The 19,581-nt window shown below is 72.2% G+C and carries 20 protein-coding genes; 9 read left to right on the forward strand and 11 right to left on the reverse strand.

Annotated elements, in window-relative coordinates; genetic code table 11:
- Window positions 1–60 precede the first annotated feature (60 nt).
- Together OG272_RS28995 and OG272_RS29000 are read right to left on the reverse strand one after the other, a co-directional pair.
- Window positions 61–1,032 carry a hypothetical protein gene (locus tag OG272_RS28995; protein ID WP_405895203.1) on the reverse strand — a complete coding sequence of 324 codons (972 nt, stop codon included), beginning with the start codon at window positions 1,030–1,032 and terminating at the stop codon, window positions 61–63.
- Window positions 1,033–1,145: 113 nt separating this feature from the next.
- A complete protein-coding gene (locus OG272_RS29000; protein WP_405895205.1) occupies window positions 1,146–2,003 on the reverse strand; it encodes a DUF3558 domain-containing protein in 858 nt (285 codons plus the stop codon).
- A gap of 204 nt (window positions 2,004–2,207) precedes the next feature.
- Here OG272_RS29000 and OG272_RS29005 point away from each other — a divergent pair, with 204 nt between their 5' ends.
- Entirely contained in the window at window positions 2,208–3,401 is a 1,194-nt protein-coding gene (locus OG272_RS29005) for an RtcB family protein (protein WP_327728298.1), read from the forward strand.
- A gap of 160 nt (window positions 3,402–3,561) precedes the next feature.
- Window positions 3,562–3,897, forward strand: coding sequence for a YnfA family protein (locus OG272_RS29010; protein WP_327728297.1), 336 nt, complete (start codon window positions 3,562–3,564; stop codon window positions 3,895–3,897).
- Between the two features lie 26 nt (window positions 3,898–3,923).
- Here OG272_RS29010 and OG272_RS29015 read toward each other — a convergent pair whose 3' ends face one another.
- Window positions 3,924–4,367, reverse strand: a complete 444-nt coding sequence (locus OG272_RS29015; RefSeq protein ID WP_327728296.1) for a nuclear transport factor 2 family protein — start codon at window positions 4,365–4,367, stop codon at window positions 3,924–3,926.
- A gap of 156 nt (window positions 4,368–4,523) precedes the next feature.
- Here OG272_RS29015 and OG272_RS29020 point away from each other — a divergent pair, with 156 nt between their 5' ends.
- Together OG272_RS29020 and OG272_RS29025 are read left to right on the forward strand one after the other, a co-directional pair.
- A complete protein-coding gene (locus OG272_RS29020; protein WP_326579186.1) occupies window positions 4,524–5,300 on the forward strand; it encodes an SDR family NAD(P)-dependent oxidoreductase in 777 nt (258 codons plus the stop codon).
- Complete coding sequence (locus OG272_RS29025; protein WP_328223811.1) at window positions 5,300–5,455, forward strand: hypothetical protein; 156 nt, start codon at window positions 5,300–5,302, stop codon at window positions 5,453–5,455. The genes OG272_RS29020 and OG272_RS29025 overlap by 1 nt, the downstream gene beginning before the upstream one ends.
- 26 nt (window positions 5,456–5,481) lie before the next feature.
- Here the strand turns inward: OG272_RS29025 and OG272_RS29030 are convergent, their stop codons facing one another.
- A complete protein-coding gene (locus OG272_RS29030; RefSeq protein WP_327728294.1) occupies window positions 5,482–6,297 on the reverse strand; it encodes a helix-turn-helix transcriptional regulator in 816 nt (271 codons plus the stop codon).
- 155 nt (window positions 6,298–6,452) lie between these two features.
- On the opposite strand from OG272_RS29030, the gene OG272_RS29035 reads away from it, so the two are divergent.
- Window positions 6,453–7,541: an LLM class flavin-dependent oxidoreductase gene (locus tag OG272_RS29035; protein WP_327732147.1), complete on the forward strand. Its 1,089-nt coding sequence runs from the start codon at window positions 6,453–6,455 to the stop codon at window positions 7,539–7,541.
- Entirely contained in the window at window positions 7,538–8,161 is a 624-nt protein-coding gene (locus tag OG272_RS29040; protein ID WP_327728293.1) for a CE1759 family FMN reductase, read from the forward strand. The genes OG272_RS29035 and OG272_RS29040 overlap by 4 nt, the downstream gene beginning before the upstream one ends.
- 27 nt (window positions 8,162–8,188) lie before the next feature.
- Here OG272_RS29040 and OG272_RS29045 read toward each other — a convergent pair whose 3' ends face one another.
- On the reverse strand, window positions 8,189–9,505 hold the full coding sequence (locus OG272_RS29045) for a glycosyltransferase family 4 protein (protein ID WP_328223813.1): 1,317 nt from the start codon (window positions 9,503–9,505) through the stop codon (window positions 8,189–8,191).
- A gap of 280 nt (window positions 9,506–9,785) precedes the next feature.
- On the opposite strand from OG272_RS29045, the gene OG272_RS29050 reads away from it, so the two are divergent.
- Both OG272_RS29050 and OG272_RS29055 read left to right on the forward strand, forming a co-directional pair.
- Window positions 9,786–10,532: a response regulator transcription factor gene (locus OG272_RS29050; RefSeq protein WP_327728292.1), complete on the forward strand. Its 747-nt coding sequence runs from the start codon at window positions 9,786–9,788 to the stop codon at window positions 10,530–10,532.
- 11 nt (window positions 10,533–10,543) lie between these two features.
- Window positions 10,544–12,082 (forward strand): HAMP domain-containing sensor histidine kinase, encoded by a 1,539-nt coding sequence (locus OG272_RS29055; protein WP_328223814.1) that lies wholly within the window; start codon window positions 10,544–10,546, stop codon window positions 12,080–12,082.
- Between the two features lie 435 nt (window positions 12,083–12,517).
- Here OG272_RS29055 and OG272_RS29060 read toward each other — a convergent pair whose 3' ends face one another.
- Complete coding sequence (locus OG272_RS29060) at window positions 12,518–13,270, reverse strand: transglutaminase domain-containing protein (protein WP_328223815.1); 753 nt, start codon at window positions 13,268–13,270, stop codon at window positions 12,518–12,520.
- 444 nt (window positions 13,271–13,714) lie between these two features.
- Here OG272_RS29060 and OG272_RS29065 point away from each other — a divergent pair, with 444 nt between their 5' ends.
- Entirely contained in the window at window positions 13,715–14,191 is a 477-nt protein-coding gene (locus OG272_RS29065; protein ID WP_326579171.1) for an ATP-binding protein, read from the forward strand.
- 47 nt (window positions 14,192–14,238) lie between these two features.
- On the opposite strand, the gene OG272_RS29070 is transcribed toward OG272_RS29065, so the two are convergent.
- The 5 genes from OG272_RS29070 to OG272_RS29090 all read right to left on the reverse strand — a co-directional run bounded on the left by OG272_RS29070 (window position 14,239) and on the right by OG272_RS29090 (window position 19,345).
- Window positions 14,239–15,555, reverse strand: coding sequence for an ABC transporter ATP-binding protein (locus OG272_RS29070; protein ID WP_405895207.1), 1,317 nt, complete (start codon window positions 15,553–15,555; stop codon window positions 14,239–14,241).
- Between the two features lie 114 nt (window positions 15,556–15,669).
- The gene (modB, locus tag OG272_RS29075) at window positions 15,670–16,506 is read right to left on the reverse strand and encodes a molybdate ABC transporter permease subunit (protein ID WP_405896089.1); all 837 of its coding nucleotides are present in this window, start codon (window positions 16,504–16,506) and stop codon (window positions 15,670–15,672) included.
- Window positions 16,507–16,634: 128 nt separating this feature from the next.
- Window positions 16,635–17,444 carry a molybdate ABC transporter substrate-binding protein gene (gene modA / locus OG272_RS29080; protein ID WP_405895208.1) on the reverse strand — a complete coding sequence of 270 codons (810 nt, stop codon included), beginning with the start codon at window positions 17,442–17,444 and terminating at the stop codon, window positions 16,635–16,637.
- Window positions 17,445–17,609: 165 nt separating this feature from the next.
- Window positions 17,610–18,005 carry a helix-turn-helix transcriptional regulator gene (locus OG272_RS29085; protein WP_326579166.1) on the reverse strand — a complete coding sequence of 132 codons (396 nt, stop codon included), beginning with the start codon at window positions 18,003–18,005 and terminating at the stop codon, window positions 17,610–17,612.
- Window positions 18,006–18,169: 164 nt separating this feature from the next.
- Window positions 18,170–19,345, reverse strand: a complete 1,176-nt coding sequence (locus tag OG272_RS29090; protein ID WP_327732145.1) for a pyridoxal phosphate-dependent aminotransferase — start codon at window positions 19,343–19,345, stop codon at window positions 18,170–18,172.
- Window positions 19,346–19,581 lie beyond the last annotated feature (236 nt).

Here is a 19,581-nt window from a genome sequence, read left to right on the forward strand (position 1 = left end):
ATGGCGTCGAGCCCGGCCCCCGCGGGGACCGGGCTCGACGAAACAGCAGGTGAGGTGAGGCTACGACGTGCGCTTCCTGGTGCCGGAGGTGGAGGAGCCCGAGTCCGAATCGGTATCCGAGTCGGAACTCACATCCGCGCCCGAACCACTCGACGACGACCCCTTCGTCGCACCCTTCGAGGGAGTCGGCGAGGCGCCCTTCGAGGCGCTCTTCGACGGGGACGCCGACGCGTCCGTACCGTCGTTCGCGTCCTCGACCGCCTCCACGGCCTCCTGGGCGGCGGACTTCGCGGACTTCAGCAGCGCGGCCGGGTCCGGCGTCTTCTCACCGGCCAGGCCGGCGCCGTTGTAGTCGAGCGTGATGACCACGTTCTCCGTGCGCACCACGATCGTCTGCTGCTTGAAGGTGTCCCCGTCCTTCTTCAGGTCGTACTGGACCAGCGTCGCCTGGTCGCCCGTGCCCGTCACCGGCTCGGTCTTGACCTTCTTCGCCCCGTCCACGGCCTTGGCCGCGGTCACCTTCGACTCGTACGCCTTGGCCGCGCGGTCCTCGCCGGGGCCGTTCGCCTCGTTCGAGGCCAGCAGGTGCAGCGACACGCTCAGCCAGCGGTACTGGGAGCCGTCCACGCCGTTGTTGTCGAGGCTGATCCAGCGGCAGTCGCCGGTCACGTTCTCCTCGGCGGCGTTGATCGCCTTCCCGGACTTCACGCCCTTGGGCACCACCGACTTCAGCGTCTTGTCGGAGAACACCTCGCACGCGTCCGGCAGCGACGCGTACTTCGCCGCGACCACCTCCGGCGTGGGACTCTCCTTCGCCGCCTCGTTCACGCCCGCCGGGGTCTCGTCACCGGAGGCACTGTCGGAGCCGGAGTCCGACGAACAGCCGACGGCCAACAGCATCACCGGCACGACCGCCGCGCCCACGACCACCCTGGCCCGGCCCGGACGTCCGCGACGTCCGGCGCGCGCCACCCGCGGCGAACGCGCGACGCGCGGCGACTGATGCTGATCTGACTCTGCGGCTCGTTGCATGGTTCCTTCACAATCGGATCGGGTCTCCGAGAGGCCACCGTACGCGGTGATGAAGAAGTGCGGTCCTGATTCAGGGGGTTCGCGCGGACGCCCGAACCACCCCCGAACGTCCCTCAGTCGTCGAACGCTTCGGCGAGCCGCTCCGCCAGATTCAGGGCCCTGTCCTGCATTTCCTCGCTGTCCGGCACCACCGTCGTGGTCGCCGGCTGCTCCTCGTACTCCACCGTCACGATCACGTTCGACGTGCGGAACACCACAGTCACCGTGTGCTGCTTGCTCGTCCCGAGCGCGTCGTCGAGGAACGCCTCGTCCCCGAGACCGTCGAGCGTGCGGGGCTGGAGGGAGGCGGTCGCGGAGGGGGTGGAGGAGCCGGAGGGCGCCAAGGAGCCGGAGGGTGATGCCGAGCGGGACGTGGAGGACGAGGGGCTCGCCGACGGCTCGGCGGTGGCCTCGCCCGTCCCCTCCGGCTCGTCCGCCTCCTCGTCCGTCCCCTCGCTCTCCTCGGCCGAGGCGGCCGGCGTCGGCTCCGGGAGGTCCGCCGCCTCGACCTTGCCGCCGTACACCTCCTGCGCCTTGCTGTCGTCGCTGACCGCGTTGGTCCACGACACGACACGCTCGAAGTCGACGAACACGTAGTGGGTTGCGTCCGTGGACTCCACCTTCCAGCGGCAGCCGGCCTTGGCATCCGTGTCGTACGTCTGCGTCGCCTCGCCCTCGTACGCCTGATCGCGCTGGGTCGCGTCGGTGAGCTGCTTGATGCCGGGGAGGAGGGAGTCGAGGGTGCCGTGGTCGACCGAGACGCAGGGGTCCGGGAGCGTGTCGTAGCGGCCGGGCTGGGCGACGGTGGCCGACGCGGTGGCCTCGCCCGGGCGGGGGTCGTCCTTCGAACCGCTGTCGTCCGACCCCGTGCACGCGGCCAGCAGTGCCGCGAGGAGCACGGCGACGCCGGGTACGTACGCCTTCCGCTGCACGGTGGGGCTCCTCTCGACGGGGTCCCTCGGGACGCCTGCGCTGTCCTGCCTGTGGTTATTCACTTGCCGCCCGGGGGTGACCCCCGGGCACCATGTGTATCGCACGCACTGCCGTGGACGCCGGTTCGGTATCCCTTTCCTGGGCCTTGGCGCCGGTTTTGCGTTCTGAGACTTTCATCTGTCTTTCGGGGGAATGAGGGCGTTATGTCGTACGTCGAGATACCGGGCGCGAAGGTACCCATCCGTATGTGGACCGATCCCGCGTCGGTCGAGGAGGGGGCCCTGCAGCAGCTCCGCAACGTGGCGACGCTGCCGTGGATCAAGGGTCTGGCCGTGATGCCGGACGTCCACTACGGCAAGGGCGCGACCGTCGGGTCCGTCATCGCGATGCGCGGCGCGGTCTGTCCCGCGGCGGTGGGCGTCGACATCGGCTGCGGAATGTCCGCGGTCAAGACGTCCCTGACGGCGGGCGACCTTCCCGGGGACCTGTCCCGGCTGCGGTCGAAGATCGAGCAGGCGATTCCGGTGGGACGGGGGATGCACGACGACCCCGTCGATCCGGGGCGGCTGCACGGGTTCGCCGCCGGGGGGTGGGACGGGTTCTGGGGGCGGTTCGACGGGGTCGCGGAAGCGGTCAAGTTCCGTCACGACCGGGCGGAGAAGCAGATGGGGACGCTCGGATCCGGCAACCACTTCGTCGAGGTGTGCACGGATTCGACCGGTTCTGTCTGGTTGATGCTGCACTCCGGCTCCCGGAACATCGGCAAGGAGTTGGCGGACCATCACATCGGCGTCGCCCGGGAGCTCCCGCACAACCAGGGGCTGGTCGACCGCGACCTCGCCGTCTTCGTCGCGGACACCCCGCAGATGGCGGCGTACCGCAACGACCTGTTCTGGGCGCAGGAGTACGCGAAGTACAACCGCTCGATCATGATGGCGCTCCTCAAGGACGTCGTCCGCAAGGAGTTCAAGAAGGCGAAGCCGACCTTCGAGCCCGAAATCAGCGCGCACCACAACTACGTGGCCGAGGAGCGCTATGACGGCATGGACCTCCTGGTGACCCGTAAGGGCGCGATCCGCGCGGGCTCCGGCGAGTACGGGATCATCCCGGGCTCGATGGGCACCGGCTCGTACATCGTGAAGGGCCTCGGGAACGAGAAGGCCTTCAACTCGGCGTCGCACGGCGCCGGTCGGCGCATGAGCCGGACGGCCGCGAAGCGCCGCTTCTCGACGAAGGACCTGGAGGAGCAGACGCGGGGCGTGGAGTGCCGCAAGGACTCCGGCGTCGTGGACGAGATCCCGGGCGCCTACAAGCCGATCGAGCAGGTCATCGACCAGCAACGGGACCTGGTGCAGGTGGTGGCGAAGCTGAAGCAGGTCGTGTGCGTGAAGGGCTGAGGCCCCGCCGCGCACGGCCGCTTCCCATAGCGTTTTCGTTTCCCGCGGCCGTTCGGAAGAAGCGCGTCCGTGGATCACCGCATGTATCCACGGGGGCGCCGACTCAGACGTCCCGCCCGGCGGGAAACCCCGCTCGGAGCACCGTGCGAAGCTGAGGGCCATGGTCCTCGCCCGCTCCGTCGCCCTGTTCGTGCTCGCCGCGCTGTTCGAGATCGGCGGGGCCTGGCTGGTGTGGCAGGGGGTGCGGGAGCACCGGGGGTGGGTGTGGATCGGGGCGGGGGTGGTGGCCCTGGGGGCGTACGGGTTCGTGGCGACGCTCCAGCCGGACGCGCACTTCGGGCGGATCCTCGCCGCGTACGGCGGGATCTTCGTGGCCGGGTCGATCGCCTGGGGGATGGTCGCGGACGGCTACCGGCCCGACCGCTGGGACGTGACGGGCGCGCTGGTCTGCCTCGCGGGCATGGCGGTGATCATGTACGCCCCGCGCGGCGGGTGACGGCCGATGCCGTCCGACTGTCCTCGCTACGAGGGCTGGGCCAGTTCCTCCGGCAGCAGGCCGAGCTGGTTCAGGAACTCCAGCTGGTCGAAGTAGAGCCGGTAGCTGGTGATCTGCCCGTCCCGGACGGTGGCGAAGTCGACGCCACGGATCCTGATGTCCTTCTGGGTCGCGGGGAGGGACGTTCCGTCGGGGAACTCCAGCGGGCCGGTGTTCCTGCCGCTGTAGATCCCTTCGTCGACAGCCGTGTCGCCGACCTCGTACGACGTGATCGATTCGAACGTGGCCTCGGGCACGGCGTCCGTCATCTGCCGCCAGTACTCGCCGATGGCGTCCCGGCCGTGGAGTTCGCCGCCGTCGGGGGTGTGGGCGACCGCGTCCTCCGCGAAGAGGTTCGCGATGGTCTTCGGGTCCTGGTGTGTGGTGAGCGCCTCGGTGAGCTGGTCCATCAGCTCGCGCGCCTGTCCCATGATCCACCTCCTGTACCGCGATGTACCGGGGATCACCCGTCTCATTGTCTCACCGCCCGCCTATCCTGGCCGGGCGGGAACTGTTCGACCGCCGGTCGGTTCCCTGCCCGGTCCCGGCCGGTCCCGTTCGATTCCGTACCGCCCCAGGAGCAGCTCATGGCCACCGCCGCACCGTCCGCCGCCTCCCGCATCGCCGTCGTCACCGGGGCGAGCAGCGGGATCGGCGCCGCCACGGCCCGGCAGCTGGCCGCGGCCGGGTATCGCGTCGTGCTGACCGCGCGCCGCAAGGACCGTATCGAGGCGCTGGCCGAGGAGATCAACGGCGGCGGCGGGCAGGCCACGGCGTACGCCCTGGACGTCACGGACCGCGTGGCGGTGGACGAGTTCGCGAGCGCGTTCAGGACGATCGGTGTGCTGGTCAACAACGCGGGCGGCGCGCTCGGCGCCGACCCGGTCGCGACCGGCGATCCGGCCGACTGGCGCACGATGTACGAGACGAACGTCATCGGCACGCTCCACATCACCCAGGCCCTGCTGCCCGCGCTGACCGCGAGCGGTGACGGCACGGTGGTCGTGGTGTCGTCGACGGCCGGGCACGGGACGTACGAGGGTGGTGGCGGCTATGTCGCCGCCAAGCACGGTGCGCACGTCCTCGCGGAGACGCTGCGGCTGGAGATCGTGGGCACGCCGGTCCGGGTCATCGAGGTCGCGCCCGGCATGGTGAAGACGGACGAGTTCGCGCTGACCCGCTTCGGCGGCGACGCGGCGAAGGCGGCGAGCGTCTACGAGGGCGTCGCCGAGCCCCTGACCGCCGACGACGTCGCCGACACGATCACCTGGGCGGTCACCCGGCCCAGCCACGTCAACGTCGACCTGCTCGTCCTGCGCCCCCGCGCCCAGGCCTCCAACACCAAGGTCCACCGGGAGCTGTGATGGCACCAGACGGCGGGGAGCCGACGGCCGAGAAGCGCCGGCTCGCCGAGGAGAAGAAGAACGAGCGGTACATGTGGTGGTACCTCGGGTACTTCCTCTTCGGCATCCACATCGTGGCGTTCGTGATGATCTACGCGGTCACGCACGCGAAGTAGTGGAGTAGCCGCGGGCGGCCGCCGGGTCAGGCCGGGGACACCGCTTCCGCGTACGCCGTCGGCGGCACCCCGACCGTCGCGGTGAAGTCGCGGACGAGATGGGCCTGGTCGGCGTAGCCGAGGTCGGCGGCGAGGGCGGCCCAGTCGATCGCCCGGTCGGTCTCGGCGCGTTCCAGGGCCTCGTGGATGCGGTAGCGGAGGATCACCCACTTGGGGCCGACGCCGACGTACGCGGAGAACAGGCGCTGCAGGAGTCGTACGGACAGGCCCTCGGCGCGGGCGAAGTCGGTGACGCGGCGGATCGTGCGGTCGGTGCGGATGCGCTCGACGAGGGCCATGGCGAGGTCGGCCTGGGGGTCGGGGTGTGGGGCGAGCCCCGTGAGGAACGCGTCGAGGGCGGCGACGCGGGCGTCCTCGTCGTCGGGGGCGAGGATCGCGGCCGGGTCGATGTCGGTGTCCCGGAACGCCTCGGGCTGTCGTACGCGGCGGCCGGTCCAGTCCGTCGCGGGGTGGGACGGGGTGAAGGGGCGGAAGCCGCCGGGGCGGAACTGGATACCGCAGACCCGGCCCCGGCCCTCCAGTTTCTGGGCGAAGAGGCCGAGGCCGATCCCGGAGATCTCGGCGAAGGGCGCCTGTCCCTCGTACCGCTGGAAGACGACGTTCACCGACGGGTGCGGGACGACCTGGGAGACGTACGGCTCGGGCAGGTCCCAGTCGATCAGCCAGTAGTGCTCCAGGTACGGGCGGAGCGGCTCGGCGGGTTCGCGGCGGCGGAAGCGGACCCGGGCGAAGAGCTCCGGGGCGTCGACGATGCCGCGGGTGTCACGGCGTGGGGCGGCCATGAGGCGATGGTAGGGACCGCCACTGACAGTGGCCCTCGGTACCGCCGCCTGCACTGCCCCTGAGAGCACCGCTCCCACCGGAGGAATAGTGGATGGGGGGCCCTCGTTCACCGGTATAGTTGAATCGTGAACAACCTTGGAGGGTGGCAGCGATGATGCAGTTCGGGATCTTCAGCGTCGGTGATGTGACGCCGGACCCCACCACGGGCCGGACGCCGACCGAGCGCGAGCGCATCAAGGCGATGGTCGAGATCGCGCTGAAGGCGGAGGAGGTCGGGCTCGACGTCTTCGCCACCGGGGAGCACCACAACCCGCCGTTCGTGCCGTCGTCGCCGACCACGATGCTCGGTTACGTCGCCGCGCGCACGGAGAAGCTGATCCTCTCCACCTCCACCACCCTCATCACCACCAACGACCCGGTGAAGATCGCCGAGGACTTCGCGATGCTCCAGCACCTGGCCGACGGGCGGGTGGACCTGATGATGGGGCGCGGCAACACCGGGCCCGTCTACCCGTGGTTCGGGCAGGACATCCGGCAGGGCATCAACCTCGCCGTCGAGAACTACGCGCTGCTGCACCGCCTGTGGCGCGAGGACGTCGTCAACTGGGAGGGCAAGTTCCGCTCGCCGCTCCAGGGCTTCACCTCCACGCCCCGCCCGCTGGACGACGTACCGCCGTTCGTCTGGCACGGCTCCATCCGCTCGCCCGAGATCGCCGAGCAGGCCGCGTACTACGGCGACGGCTTCTTTCACAACAACATCTTCTGGCCGGCCGACCACACCAAGCGGATGGTCGAGCTGTACCGGCAGCGGTACGCGCACTACGGGCACGGCACGCCCGAGCAGGCGATCGTCGGCCTCGGCGGACACATCTTCATGCGCAGGAACTCGCAGGACGCGGTGCGCGAGTTCCGGCCGTACTTCGACGTCGCGCCGGTGTACGGCAACGGGCCGTCCCTGGAGGACTTCACCGACCAGACCCCGCTGACCGTCGGGTCCCCGCAGCAGGTGATCGAGAAGACGCTGGCGTTCCGGGAGTACGCCGGTGACTACCAGCGGCAGCTGTTCCTCGTCGACCACGCGGGGCTGCCCCTGAAGACCGTCCTGGAGCAGCTCGACATGCTCGGCGAGGAGGTCGTGCCGGTGCTGCGGGAGGAGTTCGCGAAGGGGCGGCCGGCGGACGTGCCGGACGCGCCGACGCACGGATCGCTGCTGGCGGCGGCGGAGAAGGAGAGGGTCGCGTGAATGCCACAGGAGGGCGTCGCAGGAAGCTGGTCGTCGTCTCGGCGGGGCTGAGTGTGCCGTCGTCCACGCGGTTGCTGGGGGACCGGCTGGCCGCGGCGGTGGTCGGGCACGACACCTCGGTGGAGGTCCAGGTCGTCGAAGTGCGCGAGCTGGCCGTGGAGATCGCGCACCACCTCACCAACGGGTTCCCGGGTCGGAAGCTCGCCGCCGCGTCGGACGCGGTGGCCGGTGCCGACGGGCTCGTCGTGGTGACGCCGGTGTTCTCCGCCTCGTACAGCGGGTTGTTCAAGTCGTTCTTCGATGTGCTCGACCGTGACGCGCTGGCGGGGAAGCCGGTGTTGATCGCCGCCACCGGAGGGTCGGCCCGGCATTCGCTGGTGCTGGAGCACGCGATGCGGCCGTTGTTCGCGTATCTGCGGGCCGTGGTGGTGCCCACGGGTGTGTATGCCGCGTCCGAGGACTGGGGTGCGCAGGGGCTGGCCGGGCGGATCGAGCGGGCGGCGTCCGAGTTGGGCGGGTTGATGGCCGGGCTTTCGGGGAGCGGCGTCGCGTCGTCCGCCGAGCCCGAGAAGTTCGTCGTCGTGCCCTTCGAGGAGCGGTTGGCGGCGCTGAAGGGATGAGCGGCGCCGCCCGGAGCGCGGGGGCGGTCAGGCCGCGGGCTGTTTGTGGTTGCTCGCGCCCGCGCGGCGGAGCCGCACGGGTGACAGCCCCGCGCCCCTGAGGAAAGCCGGGGCCGCCCTCTTCCCGGCACGCACCCGGCGTCGCAGCCAGGCCCTCGCCCTCGTCGACTCCCGTTCCCAGGCGCGTCGGCGCCTGGTCTCGCGCAGGTCCGCGAACAGGTGCTCGTACCTGGCGACGATCGGGGCCGCGTCGTAGCGGTGGGCGCTCGCCAGGGCGGCTCGGCCCATGGCGCGGCGCAGGGACGGGTCGGCGGTGAGGTCGAGGATGGCGTCGGCGAGGGCGTGGGGGTCGTCGACGGGCACGAGACGGCCGTCGGTGCCGTCGGTGATGATCTCGGCGGGGCCCAGCGGGCAGTCCGTGCTGACGACCGGGACGCCGCAGCGCATGGCCTCGACGAGGGTCATGCCGAAGGACTCGGCCTCGGAGGCGCTGACGACGATCGAGGCGCGCGCGAACTCCTCCTCGATGGGGGTGTGCGGGCCCATCAGGGAAGCGCGGTCGGTGAGGTGGAGGTCCTGGATGAGGGTTTCCAGACGGCCCTGCTGCTTGCCGCCGCCGTAGATGCGCAGCTGCCAGTCGGGTTCCTTCGCGGCGACCTTCGCGAACGCCTCCAGGAGGAGGTCGAAGCGTTTGCCCCGGGCGAGGCGGCCGGCGGCCGCGATGACGGGGGCCGCGCAGTCCGACGGGGCGACCCCGGACTCCGGGACGATGTTGGGCACCGACATCACCCGTACGCCCGGCAGGTTCATCCGTGCGCGGTACACCGCCGCGTCCGCCGCCGTGGTCGTGACGACCGCGTCCAGGGTGCGGTAGCGGTGGGCGAGGACCCTGCGGAGCTGCTTGGTGTGGGCGTCGTGCCGCAGGTGCTCCTGGCCGATGCGCAGGGCGCGGCGGGGTGCGAAGCGGGAGACGTAGACGTTGAGGCCGGGGCGGGTGCCGATGACGACGTCCGCGCCGCAGCGGGCCAGATAGGCGCGGGCCCGGAGGTCGGTGAGACGGCTGTACTGGCGGTGCCGCTTGTCCTCCGCCGGGAAGTCCGTGGCGGGTTGCGCCTGGGCCGGATCGCGCAGGTCGGGGCTGTACGCGCGGATGTCCACCAGGGGGACGAGCGTGACCCTGGGGTCGACCGTGAAGCGCGGTGCGTCCAGATGGCGGGCCATCGAGGCGATCTCCACGTCGTGGTGGTCCGCGAGCGCCGACGCCAGGTTCAGCGTCGTACGGACGGTGCCGCCGATGGCGTACGCGTTGTGCAGCAGAAACACGATCTTCTTGCGGCGGCTCAAGGCCCTACCTTCCCGATGGCGTGAGCGATGCGGTGATGCAGTTGTACGAGGGTGGCGTAGTTGTCCGTTGATGCGGTTGGTCATGACGGTTTGGATGGTTCAGACCCTTTGTACTCCATCTGCTCGCTCTGCCCGGGTTCCCGTGCGGGCGGGTGTCACACGGACACGCTGCTCCGGAGTGGTAAGTCCGCCGCGCGGTCGGGGTGAGAGGCCGGTAAGAAGGGCGGCCCGGTGCTCCCGGCGAGGTGGTGGGCGCCCGTGACCTTGGCAGACTGGTGGGGTGCCCCAGAACGTGCTGCTCGCCGAGGACGACCGCGCCATCCGCCATGCCCTGGAACGCGCGCTGACCCTGGAGGGGTACGAGGTCACGGCGGTCGCCGACGGCGTCGAGGCGCTCGCCCAGGCGCACCGCACCCAGCCCGACGTGCTCGTGCTCGACGTGATGATGCCCGGCATAGACGGCCTCCAGGTCTGCCGGGTGCTGCGCGCGGAGGGCGACCGGACGCCGATCCTGATGCTCACCGCGCTCGTGGAGACCGCCGACCGGATCGCCGGCCTCGACGCCGGCGCGGACGACTACGTCGTCAAACCGTTCGACGTGGAAGAGGTGTTCGCGCGGCTGCGCGCACTGCTGCGGCGGACGGGCAACGCGGACGGCTTCGCGAAGCCGCTCCCGTCGCCGGCCGGCGCGCCTCCCGCCGCCGGGGCCGCGGCCCCGGACGCCGGCGGGCTGCTCACGGCCGCCGGGCTGCGGATGGACGTACAGGCGCGGCGGGCGTGGCGCGGGGCGCGGGAACTGGAGCTGACCCGGACCGAGTTCGACCTGCTCGAACTGCTCGTCCGCAACGCGGGGATCGTCCTCGACCACGCGACGATCTACGACCGCATCTGGGGCTACGACTTCGGGCCCGGCTCCAAGAACCTCGCCGTCTACGTCGGTTATCTGCGCCGCAAGCTCGACGAGCCCGGGGCGCCGGCGCTGATCCACACCGTGCGGGGTGTCGGGTACGCGCTGCGGGAAGACTGAGGGCGGCGCCGGTGCCGCCGCGTCTCGTCCGGGCGTTGTCCCGGCTGCTCTCCCGGCTGCGTCCGGTCCCCTCGCTGCGGGCGACGTTCACCGTGTCGTTCGTGGCGGTGGCGTGTGTGGTCACCGTCCTCGTCGGGATCCTCAGCTACAGCGCGGCGGCGCGGCTGGTGCGGGTCGACGAGCAGACCGTGTTCGTCGAGGTCGTGCGTGATCTGCGGGAACTGGTCGAGCAGGACCCGCTGGCGCCGGAGGACTTCGCGCCCAGCGACAGCGGCGGCCCGCGCGACGACCTGATCCGCTCCGGCCGTACGGACGTCCAGGTGCTCGGCCCGAAGGGGGAGATCCTCGACGAGGGCGCCCCCGGCCTGCCCGTCCGCGACGCCGACCGCCGTACCGCCGACGCGGCCCTGGCCGGGGTGATGGTCGAGCACGGCGAGGTCGAGGTCGGCGACGACCGCTACCGGGTCGTGACCGTCGCGCTCGGTGGCGGCCGGGGTGCCGTGCAGGTCGCGCAGGAGTTCAGCGACACGGAGGACCTGCTGCGGGAGCTGCAGCAGCGGACCCTGCTGTTCGTGTCCGGCATCGTCATCTCGGCCGGGTTGTTCGGGTGGTGGCTGGCGCGGCGGCAGACGCGGCGCCTGGTGCAGTTGGCGGGGGCGGCGGAGGACGTGGCCCGGACCGGGCATCTGGGCATCCAGGTGCCGGTCGCGGGCCGGGACGAGGTGGGCCGCCTGGGGCGTTCCTTCGACCGCATGCTGGTCCGCCTCGCCCAGTCGGAGGAGGACCAGCGGCGCCTGGTCCAGGACGCCGGGCACGAACTGCGCACCCCCCTCACGTCCCTCCGTACGAACATCTCGCTGCTCCGGCGCATCGACGAACTGCCGCCCCGGATACGCGAGGAACTCGTCGACGACCTCTCCCAGGAGGCCCTCGAACTGACCGACCTGGTCAACGAGTTGGTCGACCTCGCGGCCGGGCAGTCCAGCACCGAGCCGGTGCAGCGGGTGCAGTTGGCCGACCTCGCGGAGGACGTCGCGGGGACCGCCCGCCGGCGCACCGGGCGCGAGGTCGTCGTCCGCGTGGCCGGTGACACGACCGTCGAGGGGCGGGCCGGGGCCCTGCAGCGGGCCATCTCGAACCTGGTGGAGAACGCGGCCAAGTTCGACCGCGCGGGCTCCGGCGCGATCGTGGTCGTCGTCGCGCGGGGGTCGGCGGGGGCCCTCGGAGAGCTGGGCGAACTCGGGGAACTGGGGGACCTGGGCGACCTGGGCGACTTCGGCGAACCAGCCGGACCGGGCCGGCCCGGCGACGACTCCGACGTCGTCCGCGTCGAGGTCCTCGACCGGGGTCCCGGCGTCCCCGACTGCGACCTCGAACGCATCTTCGACCGCTTCTACCGCGCCCCGGACGCCCGCAGCCTGCCCGGGTCCGGGCTCGGCCTGTCGATCGTCCGGGCGGTGGCGGCCGCGCACGGCGGGGCGCCGTTCGCGTTCCGGCGGGAGGGCGGGGGGTTGGTGACGGGGTTCACCGTGCGGGGGGTCGAGGGGTGAAGGGCGGACGGGCGTGACTGTCCGCCCAGGGGCGGCCAGCTCGGTCGAGAGCCCTGTACTCGTCCGGCGGTCCGGCCGGTTCCGGGTGTTCCGCCCAGTGGGAGGGGCCGCGGATCGTCGGCATCGCCCAGTGCCACGCCCCGTCGTGGAAGGTGAGACCGCGGTACGGCTGGTCGCGCGGCGTCAGCGTGCGGGGCCCCTGTTCCACAGGTGTGATGGTTCGGGGCCTCTCCCGCGCCTCTGGCTGTACCTGTGCGGCCAGGTCGCGCGAGGGGGACCGGCCTCCCGGGCCCGGACGACGCACAGGAGGCGTGTCGCCGCTCCGGGGTCAGTACGCCGGGGGCCAGCTCGCCCAAGACCGTTCGGGGCACGCGGCTGAACCGGCCTTCCGTCATCGCGGTGCTCTGCCGGGGTGAGCCCCCCGGAGTGCGTCCGTCACGCGGCGGGCCGGGCCGCCCCCGCGCTCCAGCGGCCGAGTACCGGTTCGGTGAGGGTGCGGGCCGTCCAGCAGAGCGTCTGGCCGTGGCGTTCGAAGAGGTCGTCGCGGTCGTCGAAGTGGCCGAGGTCGGCGACGACCTGGGCGGAGAGGTCGCAGGCGGAGCCGGACGCGGTGCCGCAGGTGTCCCACCGGACGCCCGTACGGGCGATCGCGTCGAAGAGGGTCTCACCGCCTCTGTTGGCGAAGCCGCCACCGCCGGCGTCGGGGCCGTCGAAGAGTTCGCCGACCGGCACCCACGCGCCGCTGATCCTGAACTCCGGCCAGGCCAGCAGGACCTGCTCCGGCACGAACGGCTTCAGCCGCGGGAACCGTGGATACCAGAACGTCCCGTCCACGAGCAGCCCGCGCACCCGCGTCCGTACCCGGACGGCCCGGGCGACCGCCTCCAGCGCCGCCATCCGCTGACTGCACGAGCCGCGCCCCAGCCGCAGCGTCCGCGACACCCGTCGGCGGTCCTCCACCGAGTACACCGGCCGTACGTCCCGCGCGATGATCCGGTGCGCGGTCCGCAACGCGTCACGCGGCGTCGCCTCGCCCAGCACCCGGCGCGCGACCGCCCCGACCAGCGGGTCGTCGTGGTCCAGGATCACCGTGGCCCGCGTGGACCCGACCACGTCCGCCGGTTCCCGGGCCAGCGTCCCGGCCCGCTGGGCCTGCGCGTTGTACGACATGAGCAACCGACTGGTCATGACAGTTCTGTCCCCGTACCCGTCTCGTTCCCGCTCCCCCGGGGAGCGCCGCCCGTCCCCTGCGGGCACCCTCGGCCCATCATCACACGTCGTGCCGCCGGTTCGCGGGCCACTCGGGGGGAGGGCCGGGCCGCGGCTGCCGGGCCCCCGGCGACGCGCTTTCGTAGTACTTCCACCGACCCCATTGCGGCGGCGCGAACACGCCGACTACGGTCATTCCTGCGCTCACGGAGAGTGCTCGACTGGCTACTCACAAGCATCCCACCTCGCACTCAGCCCCGCCGCTCACAAACAGTCCGTCCGCAGTCGTCCGCATTCATCCGCAATCCACCCCTGTGTACCGCCAGTTGAAAGCGCACCCCGGGCCGTCGACACCCGAGGGGGAGCCACCGACGCGGTAGGGACCCGAGCAATCCCTTCTCGTCGCAACGGAGTTGATCAGCCATGACCGAAACTGCCCGTAGCCTCCCCGCCCCAATCCTCAGTGCCCCCTGGCTCTCGCCCGCGGCGACGACGTACACCCTGTTCTGCCCGTCCCTGGACACCTCCCCGCACATCGCCCGCGACTTCGTCACCAGTGTGCTGCGTGCCCTCGGTCTCGACGCCCTCGTCGACGCGGCCGCCCTGTGCACATCCGAACTGGTCACGAACGCCTGTGTGCACGCCAAAGGTGGAGGATCGGTTCTGTGGCTGGCGGTGGAGTCCTGGCGGGTCAGAGTGATCGTCTACGACGGTGACGAGAATCCGCCGGTCTTACGGGAGTTGACCCCGGGCGGGTGGGAGGAGGGCGGTCGCGGCCTCTACCTCGTGGACGCCCTCACCGAGGGGCACTGGGGAACCGCAGCCGCCCTCCCCAACGGCGGCGGCCTCGTCCATCCCGACGGCAAGGCGGTGTGGTTCGACCTGGCGGCACCGAACTAGTGCCCCACCCCTTCGCGCCGAGTGGTGACGCCCTTCACGCCGGATCTTCACGCCGGATACGCGTGGGTCTGCGCCGCCTTCACCGTCGCCCATACCGGGGTCCCCGTGTGCAGCCCCAGCTCGGCGGCGGCCACGGTCGTGAGGTCGGCGGTGAGGGAGAGTTCGCCCGTGAGGTCGGCACGGATCTGGTCGCCGTGCACCTCCAGGCCGGCCACCTCGCACCGCCAGAGGTTGCGGGCGCTGGAGCCGGTGGGCCGGTCGCGGTGGAGGGTGACGGCGCTCGGGGGGAAGGCGACGAAGACCGGGCCGGTGAGGTGGTCGGTGGTCGTGATCACCGCCGGGTCCGTGCCGGGGGCGTCCGTGCCGTGGGCGTCCGAGCCCGTCCCGCCCGAGCCGTGTACGTCCGAGCCCGCCCCGCCCGTGTCGCGTCCGCCCGTGCCGCGTCCGCCCGTGCCGCGTCCGCCCGTGTCAGCGCTGCTCACGGCGGGCCCCGGGGGCCGTGTGCCGCTCGGGTCCTGCGCGTCCAGTCGTACGACGTGGCCCTCGGACCGCCCCCGGTACAGGTTCAGGCCGACCAGGTGGGCGATGTAGTCCGTGCGGGGGTGGCGGGCGATGTCGCCCGGGGTGCCCTCCTGGACCACTCGGCCGTGTTCGACCACGACGAGGCGGTCGGCCAGGACCATGGCGTCGAGGGGATCGTGGGTGACGAGTACGGCGACGGCATCGAACTCGGCGAGGTGGCGGCGGAGTTGGGCCCGTACGTCGAGGCGGGTACGGGCGTCCAGGGCGGCGAGGGGCTCGTCCAGGAGCAGCAGGCGGGGGCGGGTGGCGAGGGCGCGGGCGAGGGCGACGCGCTGGGCCTGGCCGCCGGAGAGGCGGCGCGGCTTGGTGCCGGCGTACTCGGCGAGGCCCATCCGGTCCAGCCACTCGGCGGCCTGTGCCCGGGCCGCCGCCTTGCCCAGGCCCTGGCAGCGGGGGCCGAACGCGATGTTGTCGAGGGCGGTGAGGTGCGGGAAGAGGAGGTAGTCCTGGAAGACGACGCCGACCGGGCGGGACTCCGGCGCCGTACGCTCCAACGCGGCGCCGTCCAGCCGTAGATGGCCGCCGGTGAGCGGGGTCAGGCCCGCCAGCGCGCGCAACGCGGTGGTCTTTCCGGCGCCGTTGGGGCCGAGCAGGGCCACCACGTCACCGGGGGCGGCCGTCAGGGAGACGTCCAGGCGGAAGTCACCACGCCGGACGACGAGGTGGGCGTCCAGACCTTCGGAGCGCCGGAAGCCTTCGGCGCCTTGAGAGCCGGCTGTCCCTTCGGTGCCGTCGGTCCCTTCGGCGAGAGGTGGCTCGGCGGCGATCGGTGCTTCACTCATGGGTCGCTTCCCTCCTCGTCACCGGCGTATCGCTCATGCGCCGCAGCCACCGGCTCACCCTTCGCTCACGCGCCACCGCCACCGCCACCGCCACCGCCACCGCCTCGGCCTCGCTCACGACGCCGTCATCCACCGGTCCCGCAGACCCGCCAGTACCGCCACCGACACCGCGAGCAGGACCAGGCTGAGGGAGATCGCGGCGGCCGGGTCGCTCTGGAGGGCGAGGTAGACGGCCAGGGGCATGGTCTGGGTACGGCCGGGGAAGTTGCCGGCGAAGGTGATCGTCGCGCCGAACTCCCCCAGCGCCCGCGCCCAGGCGAGCACCGCGCCGGCGGCGATCCCGGGGGCGATCAGCGGCAGGGTCACCCGGCGGAACGCGGTGAACCGGGAGGCTCCCAGGGTGGCCGCGGCCTCCTCGTAGCGCGGGTCGGCGGCCCGGAGCGTGCCCTCGACGCTGATGACGAGGAACGGCATGGCCACGAACGCCTCCGCGATCACCACCCCGGTGGTGGTGAAGGGCAGGGTGAGCCCGAACCAGTCGTCCAGTAGCCGCCCGACGACCCCGTTGCGGCCGAGTGCCATCAGCAGGGCCACACCGCCGACCACCGGGGGCAGGACGAGGGGGAGGGTGACGAGGGCCCGTACGAGACCACGGCCCGGGAAGTCGACCCGGGCCAGCAGCCACGCCAACGGCACCCCGAGCACCAGGCTCACGGCCGTCGCCAGCGTCGCGCACACCAGCGACAGTCGCAGCGCCTCCCACACCTCCGCGCTGGTCAGCTGCTCCGGGAGGCTCGCCCACGGTGTCCGTACGAGCAGCGCGACCAGCGGCAGCACCAGGAACGCGAGGCCGAGCAGGGCGGGCAGGAGGAGAGGGACGGGGACGGAGCCGCGCAGGCGCCGTACCCGTGGCGGCCGTGCGGCTCCGCCTGTCACCGTCTTGCCGGGCAGGTTCCCGCCCGGCAAGGTCCCCCTGGTCCTGCCCCCGCCCGTCACGATGTCGGCCGTGTCGCCCTGGCCGGAGGACTGCGGGCTGCCGGGCGGCGGGCTGTCGGGGGGCGGGCTGCCGGTAGGTCTGATCACGGCTTCAGGAACCCCGCCCCGGTCAGCACCTTCTGGCCTTCGGCGGACCGCACCAGTGCGATGAACGCCTTGGCGGCCTCGGCGTTCTGCGTGTCCTTGAGCTGGACGATCGGGTAGTCGTTGACGGCGTCGGCGGACTCGGGGAAGTCCACGCCCCGCACCTTGTCACCGGCGGCCCGTACATCCGTCCGGTAGACCACGGCGGCGTCGGCCTCCTTCAGCTCGACCTTCGTCAGCGCGGCCTTGACGTCCTGCTCGTAGGAGACAGGCGTGAGTGTCAACCTGGCGGCGTCCAGGGCCTTCTGGGTGGCGGCGCCACAGGGCACCTCCTTGTCGCACAGCACGACCTTGAGCCCGGACCTGGTGAGGTCCTTCAGGGAGGCGATCCTGTCGGGGTTGCCCGGCAGGGTCGCGATCTCCAGCCGGTTGCGGACGAAGGTGGCGGGTGTGCCGGAGGCGTCGCCCGCGTCCGTCACGATCGCCATGGTCCTGGGGCTGGCGGAGGCGAACACGTCCGCCGGGGCGCCGCCGGTGATGCTCGCGGCGAGGGAGTCGCTGCCGCCGAAGCTGAAGGTCACCTTCGTACCGGGGTGCTCGTCCTCGAACCGCTCGCCCAGCGTCGTGAAGCTCTCCTTCAGCGACGCGGCGGCGAACACGGTCACCGTGCCGGAGAGCCGCGCCGAGGAGCCGGAGCCGGACGCGGCCGCCGAGGAACCGGCGGTGTCGTCGGAGGAGGAGCAGGCGGTCAGGGTCACCAGCAGTGCGGTGGCACCCACGCCGGCGGCCAGACGCACGGAACGGCTCATCACGATCTCCCCTGCCCACTCCCTCGGAGCCCGCCTACCCGGCAGGCCGGACACCACGCCGACCATCCTGCCGCATGTGCCAGGGAAAAGTCTCCTGTCACATCGCATGAGCCAGGTCACCGAGGGGCGGGGGCGGGCATGTGCGTTCCCGTGAGAGGGGGTCGATCACGTCCGGTCGATGTGCACGTTCGTGGACTTCACCCGGGCCGTGGCCTCCATGCCGACCTCCAGGCCCAGTTCCTCCACGGCCTCCCGGGTGAGCAGGGAGACCAGGCGGTGCGGGCCCGCCTGGATCTCGACCTGGGCCGCCACGTCACCGAGTTTCACGGCGGTGACGATGCCGGCGAAGGCGTTGCGGGCCGACGTGTACGGGACGTCGGCCTCGTCGGTGGCACCCGAGGCCAGCTCCACGGAGAAGGCCGCGAGATCCTTCCCGTCGATGAGCCGGCGCCCGCTCTCGTCGCGCCGCGTCGCCACCCGGCCCGCGTCCGCCCATCGCCGTGCGGTGTCGGCACTCACCCCGAGCAGCCGCGCGGCCTGACCGATTGTGTAGGACTGCATGGACGCCAAGATATGCGTGTCGGCGGGGATGGGTGTCGGCACGGACGCGCGTCAGCGCGCCACGGCGCCGCCCGCGCCCCGTGCCGTACGCCGCCGCCCGCGCCCGGTGCCGTACGCCGCCCCGCCGCCCGAGCCCGGCCGACGGGTCGCCGGCCGAACCGGGCTCACCGCAGGGTGGCCAGGAACTTCCCCAGCCGGGCGATCCCCTCGCGCAGTTCGTCCGCCGAGGCCGCGTAGGAGAGGCGGACGTGGGTGTCGGCGGTGTGCGTGCCGAAGTCCCGGCCGGGTGTGAGGGCGACGTGCGCCTCCCGCAGGGCCCGCTCGCAGAACTGCCAGGACGTGAGGCCGGTCCCGCTGACGTCGAAGTAGACGTAGAAGGCCCCGTCCGGCGGCACCGGGACCGGCAGCCCGATCCGCGCCAGCCCGTCCAGGACGAGCGCGCGCCGCTCGCCGAACTCCACCCGGCGCGCCTCGCAGACCGCGAGGGACTCGGGGGTGAAGCAGGCGAGGGCGGCGTGCTGGGCGGGGGCGGAGGCGCAGAGGAAGTAGTTCTGGGCGAGGCGTTCCAGGGCCGGTACGAGGGGCTCGGGGACGACGCACCAGCCGAGCCGCCAGCCGGTCATGCCGAAGTACTTCGAGAAGCTGTTGATCACGACGGCACCCGGATCGAACGAGAGCGCGCTGCGCGGCGGCCGGCCCCGCTCGTCGTGGTCGCCGAGGTCGAGGTAGATCTCGTCGACGAGGCGCCACGCGTCGCGCTCGCGGGCGAGGTCGCAGAGGGCGGCGAGTTCGTCGGCCGGGACGGAGGTACCGGTGGGGTTGGACGGGGTGGCGACCATGAGCCCGCGCGTACGGTCCGTCCAGTGCGCCCGTACCGATGCCGCGTCCAGCTGGAACCGGCTCGCGGCGGTGGTGGGCACGAGGGTGACGTCGGCGCCGAAACTCTCGACGATCTGCCGGTTGCAGGGATAGGAGGGGTCGCCGATGAGCACCTGGTCGCCGGGGTCGACGAGGGCGGCGGTGGCCAGCACGAGCGCGGCCGAGGCGCCGGCCGTGACGACGACCCGGCCCGGATCGACGTCGACACCGTGCCGGTCCCCGTAGAACCCGGCGATGGCCTCCCGCAGGGCCGGCAGTCCGAGCGCCGCGGTGTACGTCATCGGCCGCCCGTCCATGACCTCCCGCATCGCGTCCACGACGGCCGGGGGTGCGCCGAAGTCCGGCTCCCCGAGGCTGAGTTTGACGACGTCGTGGCCCTGGGCGGCCAGCGAGGCGGCCTGCTTGGCGAACTCCATGGCGTAGAAGGGGGCGACGGCCCGGGCGCGCCGCGAGATGCGCACTCCGCTCGCCCCGCCGACGTCGCTCGGGTCGCTCGCACTGCTCACGTCGTTCGCCTCGCCCGCGTTGCTCACATTGCTCATGCCGCTCATGCTGCGGCCCGGAGGCGGGTCGGGGCCAGCGGCGGCCGGGGTTCGGACACAGGGGGACCGGGGTCCGGACACGGGGGTCGGACACGGGGGTCGGCCGGGGGTCGGACAGGACGGAGGAAGGGGCGAGGCCCAGGACCGGCGGTGGT

Origin of the sequence: Streptomyces sp. NBC_00104, assembly GCF_045160825.1 — a bacterium.
Taxonomy (GTDB): domain Bacteria; phylum Actinomycetota; class Actinomycetes; order Streptomycetales; family Streptomycetaceae; genus Streptomyces.

Excerpts from the sequence above, each read along its gene's own strand:
- OG272_RS29065 (WP_326579171.1), top strand. The coding sequence starts at position 13,715 with ATGACCGAAACTGCCCGTAGCCTCCCCGCCCCAATCCTCAGTGCCCCC.
- OG272_RS29010 (WP_327728297.1), top strand. The coding sequence starts at position 3,562 with ATGGTCCTCGCCCGCTCCGTCGCCCTGTTCGTGCTCGCCGCGCTGTTC.
- OG272_RS29035 (WP_327732147.1), top strand. The coding sequence starts at position 6,453 with ATGCAGTTCGGGATCTTCAGCGTCGGTGATGTGACGCCGGACCCCACC.
- OG272_RS29025 (WP_328223811.1), top strand. The coding sequence starts at position 5,300 with ATGGCACCAGACGGCGGGGAGCCGACGGCCGAGAAGCGCCGGCTCGCC.
- OG272_RS29070 (WP_405895207.1), bottom strand. The coding sequence starts at position 15,555 with ATGAGTGAAGCACCGATCGCCGCCGAGCCACCTCTCGCCGAAGGGACC.
- OG272_RS29015 (WP_327728296.1), bottom strand. The coding sequence starts at position 4,367 with ATGGGACAGGCGCGCGAGCTGATGGACCAGCTCACCGAGGCGCTCACC.
- OG272_RS29005 (WP_327728298.1), top strand. The coding sequence starts at position 2,208 with ATGTCGTACGTCGAGATACCGGGCGCGAAGGTACCCATCCGTATGTGG.
- modA (WP_405895208.1), bottom strand. The coding sequence starts at position 17,444 with ATGAGCCGTTCCGTGCGTCTGGCCGCCGGCGTGGGTGCCACCGCACTG.
- OG272_RS29060 (WP_328223815.1), bottom strand. The coding sequence starts at position 13,270 with ATGACCAGTCGGTTGCTCATGTCGTACAACGCGCAGGCCCAGCGGGCC.
- OG272_RS29030 (WP_327728294.1), bottom strand. The coding sequence starts at position 6,297 with ATGGCCGCCCCACGCCGTGACACCCGCGGCATCGTCGACGCCCCGGAG.
- OG272_RS29020 (WP_326579186.1), top strand. The coding sequence starts at position 4,524 with ATGGCCACCGCCGCACCGTCCGCCGCCTCCCGCATCGCCGTCGTCACC.
- OG272_RS28995 (WP_405895203.1), bottom strand. The coding sequence starts at position 1,032 with ATGCAACGAGCCGCAGAGTCAGATCAGCATCAGTCGCCGCGCGTCGCG.
- OG272_RS29085 (WP_326579166.1), bottom strand. The coding sequence starts at position 18,005 with ATGCAGTCCTACACAATCGGTCAGGCCGCGCGGCTGCTCGGGGTGAGT.